Annotated in this window: 14 protein-coding genes and 1 pseudogene; 2 read left to right on the top strand and 13 right to left on the bottom strand. The window is 64.3% G+C overall.

Translation table 11 applies throughout. The features are described from left to right. Positions 1–6: 6 nt before the first annotated feature. From ASG92_RS07530 to ASG92_RS07475, 12 genes are all read right to left on the bottom strand, one after another. Positions 7–1,452, bottom strand: a complete 1,446-nt coding sequence (locus ASG92_RS07530) for a DUF5129 domain-containing protein (protein ID WP_056626501.1) — start codon at positions 1,450–1,452, stop codon at positions 7–9. A 203-nt stretch (positions 1,453–1,655) separates the two neighbouring features. After that, entirely contained in the window at positions 1,656–2,111 is a 456-nt protein-coding gene (locus ASG92_RS07525) for a universal stress protein (protein WP_056626499.1), read from the bottom strand. A 77-nt stretch (positions 2,112–2,188) separates the two neighbouring features. Further along, a complete protein-coding gene (locus tag ASG92_RS07520; RefSeq protein WP_056626497.1) occupies positions 2,189–4,630 on the bottom strand; it encodes an HAD-IC family P-type ATPase in 2,442 nt (813 codons plus the stop codon). 90 nt (positions 4,631–4,720) lie between these two features. Continuing rightward, a complete protein-coding gene (locus ASG92_RS07515; RefSeq protein WP_056626496.1) occupies positions 4,721–5,278 on the bottom strand; it encodes a flavodoxin domain-containing protein in 558 nt (185 codons plus the stop codon). Between the two features lie 77 nt (positions 5,279–5,355). Continuing rightward, positions 5,356–6,411 (bottom strand): zinc-dependent alcohol dehydrogenase family protein, encoded by a 1,056-nt coding sequence (locus ASG92_RS07510; protein WP_056626494.1) that lies wholly within the window; start codon positions 6,409–6,411, stop codon positions 5,356–5,358. A gap of 438 nt (positions 6,412–6,849) precedes the next feature. Beyond that, complete coding sequence (locus ASG92_RS07505; protein ID WP_056626492.1) at positions 6,850–8,136, bottom strand: MFS transporter; 1,287 nt, start codon at positions 8,134–8,136, stop codon at positions 6,850–6,852. A gap of 110 nt (positions 8,137–8,246) precedes the next feature. After that, positions 8,247–9,656 carry an MBL fold metallo-hydrolase gene (locus ASG92_RS07500; RefSeq protein WP_056626490.1) on the bottom strand — a complete coding sequence of 470 codons (1,410 nt, stop codon included), beginning with the start codon at positions 9,654–9,656 and terminating at the stop codon, positions 8,247–8,249. Between the two features lie 117 nt (positions 9,657–9,773). Next, entirely contained in the window at positions 9,774–10,136 is a 363-nt protein-coding gene (gene trxA, locus ASG92_RS07495; protein WP_056626488.1) for a thioredoxin, read from the bottom strand. 67 nt (positions 10,137–10,203) lie between these two features. Next, on the bottom strand, positions 10,204–10,500 hold the full coding sequence (locus tag ASG92_RS07490; RefSeq protein WP_056626486.1) for a rhodanese-like domain-containing protein: 297 nt from the start codon (positions 10,498–10,500) through the stop codon (positions 10,204–10,206). Between the two features lie 30 nt (positions 10,501–10,530). Continuing rightward, positions 10,531–10,872, bottom strand: coding sequence for a rhodanese-like domain-containing protein (locus ASG92_RS07485; protein WP_056626484.1), 342 nt, complete (start codon positions 10,870–10,872; stop codon positions 10,531–10,533). A gap of 25 nt (positions 10,873–10,897) precedes the next feature. Next, positions 10,898–11,779, bottom strand: coding sequence for a sulfite exporter TauE/SafE family protein (locus tag ASG92_RS07480; protein WP_056626482.1), 882 nt, complete (start codon positions 11,777–11,779; stop codon positions 10,898–10,900). After that, positions 11,779–12,423, bottom strand: coding sequence for a rhodanese-like domain-containing protein (locus ASG92_RS07475; RefSeq protein ID WP_056626480.1), 645 nt, complete (start codon positions 12,421–12,423; stop codon positions 11,779–11,781). Before ASG92_RS07475 ends, ASG92_RS07480 begins: the two co-directional genes overlap by 1 nt. Positions 12,424–12,544: 121 nt before the next feature. Between ASG92_RS07475 and ASG92_RS07470 the strand changes: the two genes are divergently transcribed. Together ASG92_RS07470 and ASG92_RS07465 are read left to right on the top strand one after the other, a co-directional pair. Continuing rightward, complete coding sequence (locus ASG92_RS07470) at positions 12,545–12,802, top strand: metal-sensitive transcriptional regulator (RefSeq protein WP_056626479.1); 258 nt, start codon at positions 12,545–12,547, stop codon at positions 12,800–12,802. 120 nt (positions 12,803–12,922) lie between these two features. Then, positions 12,923–13,350, top strand: a pseudogene (locus tag ASG92_RS07465) (DUF302 domain-containing protein). 531 nt (positions 13,351–13,881) lie between these two features. On the opposite strand, the gene ASG92_RS07460 reads toward ASG92_RS07465, so the two are convergent. After that, positions 13,882–14,754: a universal stress protein gene (locus tag ASG92_RS07460; protein ID WP_056626541.1), complete on the bottom strand. Its 873-nt coding sequence runs from the start codon at positions 14,752–14,754 to the stop codon at positions 13,882–13,884. Between the last annotated feature and the right edge of the window lie 12 nt (positions 14,755–14,766).

Genomic DNA, 14,766 nt, shown 5'->3' with positions numbered 1-14,766 from the left:
CAATGCCTAGAAGCTCGAAGAACTACCCGAGCCGGAGAAGCTTCCGCCACTGTTTCCGTATCCGGTGGTACCCCCGCCGCCCCGAGCGGTGCTGACGCTGCTGACTCCTGTGTTGAAGCCGGAGTTGAAAGTGGGGACGGAGAAGAAGTAATACGACGGGTACACGGTGCCCAGGATGCTTGGTTCGTGCGTTCGCCGGTGGTCGTGCTTCCCTCCCTCGCGCGCACTCTCCATCTCCTTGCGCATCAGCTTGGCTTCGCGCTCATTGTTAGCGAAGCCTTCGATCACGGTCTCCGCGTGGTTCTTCAGGAGTTCAGTCAACCGGGTTCGGGCGTCCAGCAGGCGGTCCAGGGTTACGTCCGGTGTCGTCCTCCCATCGGCAAGCTGGGCAGTCCACCGTTCGATGTCGCGCAGGCTTTGGTCCCGGAAGGACCGGAGCGCCGCCGCGGTGGCGGAATCCCCTTGTCCGTGTCGCTTGCTGAGCAGCTGTTCCAGCCCGGCCAGGTCGGCGCGGAATGGCGCCAGTTGCCGGTCCCATGCTGTGGGCCAGGTGCTGGCCCGGTTGAATAGCGAATTTGTGTCTGCGATTGCGTCGTCCAGGGCGTCCAGTTCGGAGGTGGCGTCCGCGTATTCCCGGGCGAGTTTCAGGTTTGATCTCCGGCTCAGTGACCGGGATCCAAGGGCATGAACCCGGTTCGACAGCTCCGTGGCGGTGTTGTACCGGCTCAGGAACGTGCGGTGCTTCTCCACGACGGTGCTGCCGTATTTCGAAGAAACCGGGATCGTGCTGGCGTTCAGCTCCGTAACGTTAAGGTCCATGGTCACGTTGGCATAGCTCCGGTCGCCGCGTCGTAGTTCTTTCCGGCTGCTGGCCCTGGTCATCGCCCGCACGATGAGCAAAGCGGCTGCGCCGAGGGCGGTGACTGCACCGGTGGCCCACGCCGTAATCATGAAGGCAACCGAGCGATACCAGGGCTGATTGATCAGTTCGGCACCGCGGCGGATCCCCGCGATGGTGCCGTCCGTCCACTGGGCGTCACGTAATAGGTCCTTCGTGGCGTTTTGAATGTCATCGCGTTGCTCCAGGGACACTTTACGGTCTTCGCCCATGTACGTCCCGACATGCCGGCCCACGGGATCCAGGGCGAAAATGAACAGTCCGTCCGCCCACTTCTGCCCATCGACGCTGATCCACTCCGGATGTTCCGCTCGGGCGAACCTCAGTATCTCCTCGTTGAGATTGTCTGCTGGCTTGCCGTTGTACGTGTAGACGGCCACTTGGGTGGGCTCGTAGAAGTCGATCGCCTCGATGGCGGGAACCAGGGAGTTGCGGTCCAGCACCCCGGCCCGGTCCTCCACGACGACGCGGACCGGCGCGACAGCGAAGGTCGCAGGGGCGCTGCCCAACAGCATTACGAACACCAGCAGCATGGCGCTGACCGTTCTGCGCATGGTCCCCTTCTCCAACTGTCTTCCCGTTGGTCCCCCGACTGCTTTCAGGATCGCCTGTATCCGAGGCGTCCAAAAGGGCCAAAGGACACGGCCCCAGGCAGCCTGGCGGGGTTCTCAGCTGCAGCTGCGGGCGTGCCGGTCCCTACCTTCGGCCGCGTCATGTGTCGGGGCCGGGGGAGGATTTCTCTACGGCTGGCAGTTGGTTAGGGGGCGAATTCGTCGACCGGGCGGGGTGTATGGACGACGAGGACGGGGCAATGGGCGTGGGCGACACACGCCGAACTCACTGATCCTATCGACAGGCCAACGAATCCGCCGTGACCGCGGCGGCCAACAACGAGGAAGGAAGCATCTTTGCTTGCGTTGATCAGTGACGGTCGCGGCGCGCCGTGCACAAGTCTGGGACTCACGTTCGGTGGTCGTTCCGGACCGAAGGCTTTTGTAATGGCCGCCTGCAGTGCCTCCTCAGCCGTGTGGGCGAATCCGTCCGTCCCCATCGCTTCGTAGGCCTCATGTCCGACGGGGAACTCCCAGCAGGACCAGGCTTCGACCTTGGACCCCAGACCCAATGCTATGTGTTGGGCCTGGCGCAGGGCCTCGATCGAGGAATCGGAGCCATCAACGCCAACGATGATCCTTTTATTCTGTGGGCCCGTCATGGTCGCATTCCTCTCCGTCAAGATTGCTGTCTTTCTAAGAATCGACGGAACGTTCACGTTGAAACTAGGGCCCAAAGTCACTTCATCGTTGACCTACGCTCTTCGTCGTAAAGCCTTGCGTGGACGTGGGCCAGGGCTGTCAGCCCGAGAACTCCGCCGAGTGCGATAACGAGTGAGGCAGCGAAGAGGGCGGGTGAAGGCCATGTCAGCATGAAGAAATCCTGGAGGACGGGGACTGTTAACACGAGGGCAAGTCCCGTGCACATGGCGGCGATGATGATTACGCGCGTGCGGTTCAGCGGCCGGGAGATTTCTGCCAGAATGCTGAGCGCCACCAGCGAAAGGGTGATGACCGAGGCGGTTCGGGTGACGTCGGGGGCATGGCCACCGGAATGCGAATACAGGTTCACGGCAAGGACGGTGGCCGTGACGATGAGCCCGGCAGGGACGGCGAACGAGAGCGAGCGTTTGAGAAATCCGGGCCTATAGCGGCGGGAGTTGGGCATGAGGGCCAGGAAGAACGCGGGGATGCCGATGGTGAGTCCGTCGGTGGCGGAGAGTTGGCGAGGCAGGAAGGGGAAGCTCCACAGCAGCGACCCAAACGTCACAGAAAGGGCGACTGCATAGGTCGTTTTGCTGAGGAACAGTATTGATACTCGCTCGACGTTCGCAATGACCCGGCGGCCTTCCGCGAGGACGGCGGGCAGCCTGTCGAAGCGCCCGTCCAGAAGCACCAGGCGGGCCACGGCCTTGGTGGCGGCGGCAGCTGAATCCATGGCGATGCCGAGATCTGCCTCTTTCAGTGCCAGGGCATCGTTGACGCCATCACCCGTCATGGCCACGGTGTGCCCCTGCCGCCTGAGCGCCAGGACCATCTCTTTCTTTTGCATCGGCGTGACCCGCCCGAAGACCACATGGTTCTCAAGTGTCTGTTCCAGCAAGAGCGGGTCCTTCGGCAACTGCCGGGCATCGTATCCACCGTCTGGGTCGATGCCGACTTCACGGGCGACTGCGGCCACGGTCTGAGGATCATCGCCGGAGATGATCCTCACGGCCACGCCCTGTTGGCGGAAATAGGACAGTGTCCGTTCTGCGTCGGGGCGAATCTTTTCCCGGAAGGTCAGCAAGACTACGGGGAGCGGGTCCACTGGCAGCCGTGCCCGTTCCAGCCCTTGAGCAGGCAACGTCCCGGGTGCGTAGGACAAGACCAGCGTGCGCAGGCCTGTCGAGGCCAGTTCTTTCGCCGTCTTCAGGGCACGAGCCGCGTCCAGGTTGTCCCCGTCCAAAACCATCTCCGGTGCGCCGAGGACCCAGGTGCCCGCAGCCGCGTGATTCCGGCCGAAGCTGACCGCGCTCCACTTCCTGGTGGAGGAAAAGCCGGCCACAGAGGCGGGCTGGAGGACACCGTCGGCGGGAAAGGCCTCCGCCAGGCACCGGGCTGTTGCGTTGGCGTTGGGATCGGCGCCAAACCACCCCAGGGCTTTTCTCCAGCCAGGTACAGGCGGCGCAGCGATCTCATGTACAGCGTCAAAGACGATCCTTCCCTCCGTCAGGGTGCCTGTCTTGTCGAGGCAGAGGATGTCCACGCGGGCGAGACCTTCAACGGCCGCCAGCTCCTGAATGAGCACTTTGTCCCGGGCCAGCCGCACGCCCCCGACGGCAAAAGCAACGCTGGTCAGGAGCACAAGCCCCAAGGGGATCATCGCGATGATGCTTGCCACCGCGCCCACTGCTGCGGCGGCCCAAGTGCCCGAGCCCAGGGCGCGGTCCCAGCCGCCCTGGGCCTGCATCTGCCCGTTGACGACGAGGGCCGTGACGGGAAAAAGTAACCAGGTGATCCAGCGCAGAACCCTATTGAGGCCGTTGCGGATCTCTGAGTTCACCAGCGAAAAGCGCTTTGCCTCGGCGGTGAGGCGGCTGGCGAAGGAGTCTGCGCCCACGCTCAATACGCGTGCCCTTCCCTGCCCTGCAACTACGTTCGAGCCTGAGAGCACCCGTGCGCCGGGAACTTTGCCCACGGGGTCGGATTCTCCGGTCAGCAGCGATTCGTCAACTTCCAGGCCTTCGCCGTCCAGGACGGCGGCGTCTGCTGTCACCTGGTCCCCAGTCCGCAGAATCAGGATGTCGTCGCGGACGACGCCCCCCACGGCAATGTCCTTAACAACGCCGTCGCGGAGCACGCGTGCGCGCGGGGATTCGAGCACAGCCAGGCGGTCCAGCGTCCTTTTGGCCCGATACTCCTGCACTACGCCGATAACTGCATTGCCGACTGCCGCGAAGCCAAACAGTGCGTCCCTCCATTGGCCCAGCAGCAGCAGCAGTATGAAGCTGCCGCCAACAATGGCATTGAAAAGCGTCAGGACATTAGCCCGGAATATCTGCCACAGGCTCCTGCTGGAATAGTCAGGGACCTCATTGACCAGGCCAGCGAGGACGCGAGCCTTGACGTCCTCACTCGTCAGGCCCGACTCTGCCTGTGAGGTCCTGTCTTCGTGGCCCGGGGTGTTCTCCTGGCTCATAGGGCGCTCCTTTTCCATGGCAGCGGCCACCACTCTGCCTCTTGCCTGAGGCGACGGATTGGCGCAATTCCTGTCCTTCCGAGGTCTGAGTCAGGAGTCGATTAGGATGTGGGGGACAGCGCGGCGGCGAGGATCCCGCCCCACTCGCGTGCCCCACTCGCGTGCCCTGTCCCGTTCCTCCGGTAAGAGACGATTATCCTTGCCGACGATGAAGCTGACTGGCTTGGCCACGAGTTCGCATCCGTGCTGTCCGAGCTGTTTGGCGATGCTTTTGGAAGCGTGGCCTGTCAGCATTTCTGGACCTTGGAGCCGTGTGTCGAAGGCGGCCGCTTTCCCGGTTCCCGTCTTCATGGCGTCGAACGATTCACGTAGCCCTGTTCCACCCGCCGCAGCATCGGTTTGCAGACCCTTTTCCGGATGTTCCAGGGCGTCTTTCAGCGCCGCGTCGCGTAACGGTTTCCGGCTCATGCCGTGAATGTGTGTCGGTCCTCCGACTACCAGCAGGTCCACGCGGCTTAGGTCAGTGCTTTGAGCCTCTTCGACAGACAACACCTCTGATTCGGCGGCCGGTTCGAGTCCTTCCGCTATTGCTTCAGCTACGGAGCGTGTGTTTCCGTACATGGATTCGTAGATTACAGCGGCTTTCATGGGTCCTTCTCCTTTTCGGTGCCATTTTGCGGGTCACCGCACTGCTGTGAGGGCCAGGGGTTAGTCCAAGTGTGCTTTCATGCCGTGATCACGACTTTCAGGGCCTTCGTTTCTGCCGCGCGGGCGAAGGTGTCATAGGCCTCCATGAACTGGTCGAAGGTGAAATGGTGCGTAGCGAAGCTGTCCGCCGGGATCTTCTGCTGCGCCACGAGCTTGAGGAGCATGGGTGTGGAGTTTGTATTGACGAGCCCCATGGTGATGGCGATGTTCCTGATCCAAAGGCTTTCCAGATGTAGGTCCACAGGCTTCCCGTGCACGCCCACGTTGGCGACGTTGCCGCCCGGCCGGACGATGTCCAGGCACATAGTGAATGTGCCCGGGATTCCCACCGCCTCAACGGCGACATCGACCCCCTGCCCGTCAGTCAGCGCCAATACCTGTTCCTTCCAGTCCAAAGAACCGGAAAGCACCGTGTTCGTGGCGCCGAATTCCTTGGCCCGCTCCAACCGGTTGGCGTCCAGGTCCACGGCAATGACGGCCGCGGCGCCGTAGAGGCCGGCGGTGGCGATCACCGCGAGTCCCACCGGCCCTGCACCGATCACGGCGACGGTGTCTCCAGGTTTCACACGCCCGTACTGCACACCGATTTCGAATCCTGTGGGCAGGATGTCTGAGAGCATGACAGCCTGTTCGTCGCTCACGCCGTCGGGTAGCCGGTGGAGGGAGTTCTCTGCGTAGGGTACGCGGACGTATTCGGCCTGGGTGCCGTCGATGAGGTGGCCGAACACCCAGCCGATGCCGGAGGCGCCTTCGTCGCCTAGGCAATGTGAGTAGAGGCCACTCCTGCAATTCTCGCAGTGCCCGCACGATTTGATGCAGGAGATGATCACTCGGTCGCCAGCTTTGAGGCTCGTCACCGAGGATCCGACTTCGGTGATGGTTCCCACGCCTTCATGGCCCAGTATCCGGCCGTATTCAACGGCCGGAACGTCGCCTTTGAGGATGTGGAGGTCGGTGCCGCAGATGGTAGTTGTGTCCACCTTGACTATGGCGTCAGCGGGGTTCTTGATTTTCGGGTCCGGGACGTCGGTCCAGGATTTCTTCCCCGGTCCGCCGTACACGATGGCTTTCATATCGTTCCTAGGTGTTGGTTGTGGTCCGCATGGTTCATGCCGCGGAACTCTAACGGGCGCCGTCACGGGTGGTCAGATCGGTTCGGGCAGATGCCCTCAGAAGCGCGATTGCAGACACTCCGCTCGTCATGCTGTCGGAGCTCCAGGACTGCGGTTGGGGACGGGGAAGGGAATCCGGCCGCCGCAGGTCATTTGTGGGATTGCCATACTGTCCTTGTCGGCAGATTCAGGAAATAGGGTTGCCGTTGCGATGCGAACTAGTTCTGCAGCCGGCGGCCCCTAGCGCTGTCGAGGCCGCCCGAGACCAAGAATGACGGCAGATCTGCGGAATGGAAAGGGACGAAAGTCCCGGTTTGGAGGGGTGGTGAGCACAGTTCCTGCAGGGCCCAGGCCGGGCCTAAGGCCTTCAACGTGGAACGCAGACCTTCTGTGGTGCATTTAGGTCTGGGGCCGGTGGTCGGTGCTGCGCATCCGCACGCCCACCAGCACGCCGGATGCCGCGGTGAGGGCGGCGACGACGCCGACTGCTGCCGGGATGCCATAGGCGTCGGCGATGAGGCCGGAGAGCAGGGCGCCTATGGCGAACCCGCCGTCGCGCCACAGCCGGTAGATCCCGACAGACCGCGCCCGCCAGATGGGGTGGGCAACGTCCCCGATCGCCGCGAGGAGGGTGGGGTAGACCATGGCCGTGCCGGCACCAAGCAGTACAAGGGCAGCCAACCAGATCCCGAAGTCCGCTCCGACGGCGACCAAGGCCAGGCCTGCCGCCTGGACGAGCATGCCTCCGGCGATCAGTGGTTTGCGGCCGATCCGGTCAGAGAGGGCACCGGTGACCAGTTGCCCGGCGCCCCAGACGGCCGGGTACACGGCGGCGAGGATGCCGATGCGTTCAATGCTGAGCCCTGAGGCGGCGAACAGAACCGGGAACAGTCCCCAGGCCAGCCCGTCGTTGAGGTTGTTCACCATGCCCGCCTGACTGACGGACGACAGGGACTTATCCCGGAAGCTAGTCAGGGTGAAGACGGCACGGTTGCTGAGGTGCGCCTGCGTTCCTGCATGGACGGAGACGTGGGTGGCGGCCTCAGCTTTGGCATGATGGTGCGTTTCGCGGACGGTCAGCACGGTCAGCCCGAGCCCGACGGCGATGAAGGCGGCGCCCAGCAGGAACGGCCCGGGATGCAGCCCGTAGGCGGACGCGATGTAGCCGGTGGCCAGGGCAGTTCCTGCTACGCCGAGGTAACCGGCTGCTTCGTTCAGGCTCATCGCCAAGCCCCGGCGCTCGGGGCCAACGAGGTCCATTTTCATGATGACGGTAGTGGACCAGGTCAGGCCCTGGCTGATGCCCAGCACCACATTGGCCGCGACGATCCAGTCCCAGGAAGGCCCGAAGATCAGAAGGAAGGGGACCGGGAGGGCGATGAGCCAGCCAGCGACAAGTACCGGCTTGCGCCCGTAACGGTCCGAGAGGGTGCCTGCGAAGTAGTTGGTGGTGGCTTTGGCCACGCCGAAAGCGAGGATGTAGGTCAGTGCGCTGGTGTAGTGGTCCAGGTGGAAGGCCTTTTCGGCAAGCAGCGGCAGCACCGTGCGCTCCTGGCCCAGGGTGCCGCCTACAAGGGCGTTGACGGCCACGAGGAGCATGAACTGCGCCAGGTTCTGGCGCAGGCCCAGCGTGATGGCATCCCTTTGCCCGGGGTGCTGCGGTGAAGAGGTGTTGCCGGATGTCATTAACGCGCTCCAGTGGTCGGTGCTTCCGTTGCCGGGGACACAACTTTGGCGGCGGCGGGGTGCTCCGAGCCGCCGCCAAGGCTTTCAATCAAGGCTTGGCGGTGCCTTGATTAGTTGCTGGGCAGGGACTCCCGTGCCTGCTGCCAGGCGGTCCAGCCGGCGTAGCTGCCGTCGAGTTCGACGACGTCGTACCCGGCGCGGCGCAGGGCACTGGCGGCTACGGAGTTCCGGACGCCGCTCTGGCAGTAGGTCACGATGGTGCCGTCGGTGGGAAGTTCATCGAGGTGCCACATGATCCGGCCGCCGCTGAGCTGGTGGGATACGGGGATGTGTCCGGCGGTGTGCTCGGTGCGGTTGCGGACATCCAGCACCATGGCTGCACCGAAGTCGGCCAGGTCGGCGGGCTGGACGAGCTTTGGGGTGGACGTGGGCAGGCCCTGGATGCTGGTGACGTAGCCGGCGACGTTGTCGATGCCGACGCGAACCAGGTGGTCCCACATGTCCTGCGCGGCTTCCTCGTCCGGGGCCAGGAGCACTAGGGGGTTCTTGTCGGTTTCGGGGTCTACCACCCAGGCGCCGTAGCTGGCCACGGACTTGCCGGCAGGGACGTTCAGGGAGCCGGTGACGGTGCCTTCGTGGACTTCGCTGTTGGAGCGGGTGTCGATGAAGGTGACCGTGTCCCTTGCGAGGTCCTTGGCGACGTCGGCGGCGTCCAGTTCCTGCAGCGGGTTGCGTTCGCCCATGACGGCCGGTCCTTCGCGGTTTTCGCGCTTCATCCGGCCGAAGTAGGCGTGGGCGTCGGGCTGGCCGTCGAGGAGTTCGTCGATGAAGCCCTGCTCGTCGTTGGCGGCCAGGTACGGGCCCCACCAGGCGTAGAGGCGTTCGTAGCCGACGGTGGAGGAGGGGATGGCGCCGAGTGCCTTGCCGCAGGCGCTGCCCGCGCCGTGGGCAGGGTGCACCTGGACGTAGTCCGGCAGGGTCAGGAACTTGTCCCGCAGGCTGGCGAAGAGCTGCTTGGCTCCGACGAACCGGGTGTCCACGCCGCCGGCTGCCTCATCAAGCAGGTCCGGGCGGCCCAGGTCACCGGAGAAGACGAAGTCGCCGGAGAGCAGGTAGCCGGGCTGGTCGCTGAATGCGCCGTCGGTGACCAGGAAGGACAGATGCTCGGGCGTGTGGCCCGGGGTGTGGACGGCCTGGATGGTGATGTTGCCCAAGGTGATCTTGTCGCCGTCGTGGAGCCGTTCGCCGTCGAATGCGTATTGCCAGTCCGGGCCGCCTTCGCCGGAGACATAGACAGTGGCGCCGGTAGCAGCGGCCAGTTCGCAGGTGCCGGAGAGGTAGTCGGCGTGGATGTGGGTCTCGGTGACGGCCACGATCTTCATGCCGTTCTTCTTGGCGAGATCCTGGTAGACCGCGATGTCGCGGCGGCCGTCGACAACCACCGCCTCGCCCTTGGCCTGGCAGCCGATCAGGTAGCTGGCCTGGGCCAGGTCTTCGTCGTAAATGCGCTCGATAAGCATCTGGTGCGCTCCTTCTGAAAGGGGTCGGTCGTTTCCTGTGTTCTGCTAACCAAAATAATACCCCTTGGGGTATTCTGCAGCGTTGCGTGTGCCGCCGTGCCCAGGGGTTTGCAGGTGTTAGGCCTGCTGCTGTGCGGCGTCGGCCCGGATCTTCTCCATGTCCAGGTTCCTTACGCCTTGAATGACCTCTTCCAGCCCTGTGGAGTTGAGGGCCCCGGGCTGGGAAAAGACCAGTGTCTTGTCCTTGAACGCCATCAGGGTGGGGATGGAGGTGATGCCGGCCGCCGCGGCCAGGGCCTGTTCGGCTTCCGTGTCCACCTTGGCAAAGGTGATGTCCGGGTGCCTCTCGGCGGCGGCACCGTAGGTGGGGGCGAACATGCGGCAGGGGCCGCACCAGGCCGCCCAGAAGTCGACGAAGACGATGTCGCTGTTCTCCAGGGTCTCAGCGAAGTTCTGTTCGGTGATGTCGATGGTTGCCATAACCTGTTCGTGTCCTTCCGTGTGTTGTCTGAACTGGTTCTATGATGTGTGATCCCTTGCGGAAGAGTCAGGTGGTGGGGAGGCCCGCACGGGTCCAGGCGATCATGCCGCCCGCCATAGTGTCCGCGGTGAAGCCTGCGCCGTTGAGGGCTTCCGCAACGCGGGCGGACCGGTTGCCGCTGCGGCATACGGCGATCACTGGAACGGCAGGGTCCAGTTCTGCCAGGCGTGACTGCAGTTGGCCCATGGCGATGTGCAGGGCGCGCGGGATCATGCCTTCGGCGACTTCGAAGTCCTCGCGGACATCAAGGATCAGGGCGGTGGAGCGGCGCCGGTCGGTTTCGGTGATGGTGATTTCAGCCAAGGGTTTCTCCTTCGAATAGTTCGGCCGTGATTAGCGGACGGGTTCGCCGGCCCGGCGCCAGGCGCCCGTGCCGCCGCGGACGGAGTAGGCGTCATGGCCCTGTCCGGCGAGCAGGCACGCGGCGGAGGCGGAGCGGACACCGGACTGGCACATGGCAATCACGGGCCGGGTCTTCTGGATCCCGGCAGTGCTGGTCTGGAGCCTGTCCAGCGCGAGATGCTTGGCTCGCCGTGCGCGCCCCAAGCGCCACTCCTGGGTGGTGCGGACGTCGATCAGGGTGGCACCTGAGGCCAGAAGTTCCTTGGCCTCAGCGACTGAGACGGTCTTGTAGGGCTTGCTGAAGTCTTTCTTCAGAGAGCTGATGAGGCCCATGCTGTTCTCCTTGGTAGTGAGGGATTCAGGCGGGCGAGGGAACGTTGCGGTTGCGCAGCGGGCAGGAACTGACGAAAAGCCAGCAGATACCGGCCGTTGCCGCTGTCAGGAACGCGGTGCCGGCGGCGATGAACCAGCGCAGGTCGGCCGGGGCCTGCTGGATGAGGACGAACGTTCCCATCGCCAGGACAAACCAGCCGAAGGCCTTCCGAAGTGCGGCTTCCGGGATGTTGCCCGCGAGCCGGGAGCCAATGAGCGTCCCGACGATGGCTGCGGTCGTCACGCCGAGGATGACGCCCCAGTCAAGGTGGACAGTGGTGAGATAGCCGGCGAGCCCTGCAAAGGACTTCATGGTGATGACCACCAGCGAGGTGCCCACTGCAACGGACATCGGCAGGCCGCCGAGGAGCGCCAGGGCCGGGACCACCAGGAATCCGCCGCCTGCCCCGACCAGGCCGGTCACGAGCCCGACGACGGCGCCGTCCAGCAGGACCCTGCCAAGGGGCAGTTCGTGCCTGACCGGTGCAGCGCCGTCGGACTTTTTCCTGCGGCCGCGGAGCATGGCCACGGAGGTGGCCACCATCATGATGGCGAAGGCGATGAGCAGGATCTGGCCCGGGATGTGTCCGCCCAAGAGGCCGCCGACGAACGCGCCGGCCATGCCGGCCGCACCGAAGATCAGTCCGGTCCGCCACATCACGCGTCCTCCGCGGGCGTGGCTGAACACGCTCACGGACGAGGTGACGCCGACGACGAATAACGATGCGGCGATGGCTTCCTTGGCCTCAAACCCTGCCACGTAGACCAGGATCGGCACGGTCAGGATCGATCCGCCGCCGCCCAGGACACCGAGCGAGAGCCCGATGACTACCGACAGGGCAAGGACGAGGAGCAAGGTGGCGGTCATTATGCCCTGGCCGCGGCGATCATATCGGCGTTGGCTTTGGCCTTCACGTCGGTGTTGACGGGCAGGGCCAGGATGGCGCTCTCGCGGGTGGGCTCCTTAGCGGTCTTGTTCCACGGCATGGCGGAGATGGCCTGGCCCATGGCGCAGGTGTTGGTCGCCGCGGAGAAGGTCAGGCCAGCGCCGATTGCTCCGGCCAGCATCCGGATCCTGGGGGAAATGAACTTGCCGCCGGCCAGGCCCAGGACCACCAGGCATCCTGCGGCGAGGCGGACCTGCCGTTCCAGATCCCAGCGGTCCTTGCCTTTCACGACGTCGCCGCCGGCGGCTGCGAAGCCGGGAACGCCGCCGGTGAGGACGTAGGCCGTGTCGATGCCGGCCTTGCCGAGGCGCTGGCGTGCCTGCTCGGCGCGGGCTCCGGACTGGCAGGCAAGGACGACGCGGCTGCCAAGACGGGCAGCGAGTTCGTCGGCGTGCTCGGACAGCAGCGGCAGCGGAACGTTATAAGAGCCGCGGATGTGCACGGACTCGAACTCGGCAGCGGAGCGCACATCGATGACCACGAGGTCCTGATGCTCGGAGATCCAGGTGTGCAAGGTGTCCGGGGCGAGCGCCGTAACAGCTGTGTTCGTGGAAGGGGAAGTCATTGATGTCCTCTCAACTGACTGACTATTGAATACCCTGCCGAGTATTACAGATACCCCAGGGGGTAGTCAAACACCCCGTGGGGTATATAGTTGATGGCAAGACCCCACCCTTGGAGACCTCATGCAACTCGATTCGACTGAACTGACCCCGGTGGTCAACCGCCTCAAGCGCGCCCAGGGCCAGCTGGCGGCTGTGACCCGGATGCTGGAGGAGGGCCGGGACTGCAAGGACATCGTCACGCAGCTGGCTGCCGTTTCGAAGGCTCTGGACAGGGCCGGCTTCGCCATCATCGCCAGCGGCCTGGAGCAATGCATCGTCCGCGAAGACACCACCATGGACAGGAAAGAGCTGGAGAAGCTCTTCCTCTCCCTCGCCTGAGAGGCGGGGGTCCACAGGCCCCGTGCCGGGGTGCAGGTTCCCCCAAACTGCCCCCGCACGGGCCCAATCTGACGCCCCCGGACCGCATCCGGGGACATAACTGTGACCATGGAGCCGCGCGTGAGCTACACACACACGGTTACCCGTCCCGCTGTCCTGGGCAGACGCCGTCCAGCGAACCCGCGAGGTACTCGGGGAACAGGACTTCGGCATACTCACGGAAATCAACGTCCGCGCTACTTTTGAGTCCAAACTCGGGACCGACGCCGCCGATGCCCGTCGGTGACTATGTCATCCTTGGTGCCTGCAACCCCACCCCGGCCAGCCGCGCCCTCGCTGCCGAGCCGGAACTCGGCGCGCAGCTTCCATGCAATGTCGTTGTCCGACGCGGCAAGGACGCGGGCGAGACCACCGTTGAAGCCATCGATCCCCAGACCACGGTCCAGCTCAGCGACAGCCTGGCCGTTCGGCAGGTTGCGGACGATGCCGATGCCCCTCTCCGCAAAGCCCTCGCAGGCCTGGGCGCCCTAAAGGGAATTTCCGACTGACCGAACTCGAAGCGCGCCTTCACGCCTGGCTGACGACCACGCCGAGGACGGAATTGGAACCGGACGAGCATGCGACCGGTGCTGACGGCGTGCAGGCTGCCAACGCCCATATCGCTACGCGCTAACGGAGCAATTGGGCGAAGGCCCAGCTCTGACCATCCCCATGGGCCGCCTCTGCCCCTGTAGGCAATCGCCATCGGTTGACAGGGGCCAGTGAAGGCTTATCCTGGTTCTTCGCCGCGGGTACTCGGAGCTGCGGCTCGGAAACGGCTGCTCCTTGCGTGGCGGCACCTGGGCGAAAGCTAGGTGGATCGGCGTTGTAGCCTTCCGTCCGGGTCTGATGCTTATCGGCTGGGGATTTTGGCTTGAAGCGTGCCTGTTCGCGTGCGAGCTCTCGTCAGCCCTTCAGGTTAATCCTCCGACGCTGGGATACGACCACCGTAAAATCGCGACAATGGGACTACGGGCTCAACGTTCTGGACATGGCCCAGGTTCGGGGCGGGTGACGTGGCGGACGCTGCAGCTCAGCCTTCAGGCCCTTGAGGTTTCCTCCGGGTTGTGCCGCGAAATCAGTACGGGACACCTGGCGTGGTGAAGGACAGCGTGGGCTGTCGACCCGACCGTTCCCCTGACGAGCCCTTGGCCCTTGGTCCCGACAACGATGAGCGCGGCACCGCGGGCGGCATTGAGAAGGGCACGGGGAGTGGACGTGTCCTCCACCAGTTCTTCCTCCACTCTTGCTCCCGGGGCCATGCCCCGGGCGTTGCGTACTGCACTCTCCAGAGCCTTCTCGGCAGCCTTCCGGGTGCCGACGGATCCTACACCGCCTTTTCCCGCGCCGAAGTGCATTCTGAGGACATGGATGACCTTCAGGTCCGCCCCTGTTGCTCTGACCAGTTCGCACGCATCGTGGAGGGCCGCCGGCGACCCGGATGAGTCCACGCCGACGACAATGGGGCCGCTGGGGTGATCGTCAGATCGGACCACAGCAACCGGGCAGCTTGCAGTCGCTGCCAGCTCCAGGCTTACAGACCCCACCAGAAGACCCATGAATCCACCAATGCCGCGGCTTCCGAGGACAAGCATCCTCGCTTCGGCGGAAACTCTTCGGAGATGATCGGCAGGCCATCCATACAACAGGCTGGTTCGGGTTTTCAAGCCGGGGGCCGCCTCTACGGCGAGGGCCTTGCCCTCGTCTCGGACGGCCTCTGCGTAGTGCTGCAGTCCGCTGTCAGCAACGCCAGGAACCGGTCCGAGATCGTGGGTCAGCAACGGCCATAACGAACAGTGCACCAGATGGAGCTCGCAATTGCGGAGCTCTGCCTGCCGCGCGGCCCAGCGGACGGCTTGGCCGGCTTCAACGGACCCATCGTAGCCCACCACAATGCAGTCAGGATGGTGCATGGTTCCCTCCGG

It is taken from the genome of Arthrobacter sp. Soil736 (assembly GCF_001428005.1).
GTDB lineage: Bacteria > Actinomycetota > Actinomycetes > Actinomycetales > Micrococcaceae > Arthrobacter.
Note: the sequence above shows the minus strand (reverse complement) of the source record. Positions and strands in the feature narration are given on the sequence as shown.

Excerpts from the sequence above, each read along its gene's own strand:
- ASG92_RS07530 (WP_056626501.1), bottom strand. The coding sequence starts at position 1,452 with ATGCGCAGAACGGTCAGCGCCATGCTGCTGGTGTTCGTAATGCTGTTG.
- ASG92_RS07485 (WP_056626484.1), bottom strand. The coding sequence starts at position 10,872 with ATGGGCCTCATCAGCTCTCTGAAGAAAGACTTCAGCAAGCCCTACAAG.
- ASG92_RS07510 (WP_056626494.1), bottom strand. The coding sequence starts at position 6,411 with ATGAAAGCCATCGTGTACGGCGGACCGGGGAAGAAATCCTGGACCGAC.
- ASG92_RS07470 (WP_056626479.1), top strand. The coding sequence starts at position 12,545 with ATGCAACTCGATTCGACTGAACTGACCCCGGTGGTCAACCGCCTCAAG.
- ASG92_RS07525 (WP_056626499.1), bottom strand. The coding sequence starts at position 2,111 with ATGACGGGCCCACAGAATAAAAGGATCATCGTTGGCGTTGATGGCTCC.
- trxA (WP_056626488.1), bottom strand. The coding sequence starts at position 10,136 with ATGGCAACCATCGACATCACCGAACAGAACTTCGCTGAGACCCTGGAG.
- ASG92_RS07460 (WP_056626541.1), bottom strand. The coding sequence starts at position 14,754 with ATGCACCATCCTGACTGCATTGTGGTGGGCTACGATGGGTCCGTTGAA.
- ASG92_RS07505 (WP_056626492.1), bottom strand. The coding sequence starts at position 8,136 with ATGACATCCGGCAACACCTCTTCACCGCAGCACCCCGGGCAAAGGGAT.
- ASG92_RS07475 (WP_056626480.1), bottom strand. The coding sequence starts at position 12,423 with ATGACTTCCCCTTCCACGAACACAGCTGTTACGGCGCTCGCCCCGGAC.
- ASG92_RS07500 (WP_056626490.1), bottom strand. The coding sequence starts at position 9,656 with ATGCTTATCGAGCGCATTTACGACGAAGACCTGGCCCAGGCCAGCTAC.
- ASG92_RS07480 (WP_056626482.1), bottom strand. The coding sequence starts at position 11,779 with ATGACCGCCACCTTGCTCCTCGTCCTTGCCCTGTCGGTAGTCATCGGG.
- ASG92_RS07515 (WP_056626496.1), bottom strand. The coding sequence starts at position 5,278 with ATGAAAGCCGCTGTAATCTACGAATCCATGTACGGAAACACACGCTCC.
- ASG92_RS07520 (WP_056626497.1), bottom strand. The coding sequence starts at position 4,630 with ATGAGCCAGGAGAACACCCCGGGCCACGAAGACAGGACCTCACAGGCA.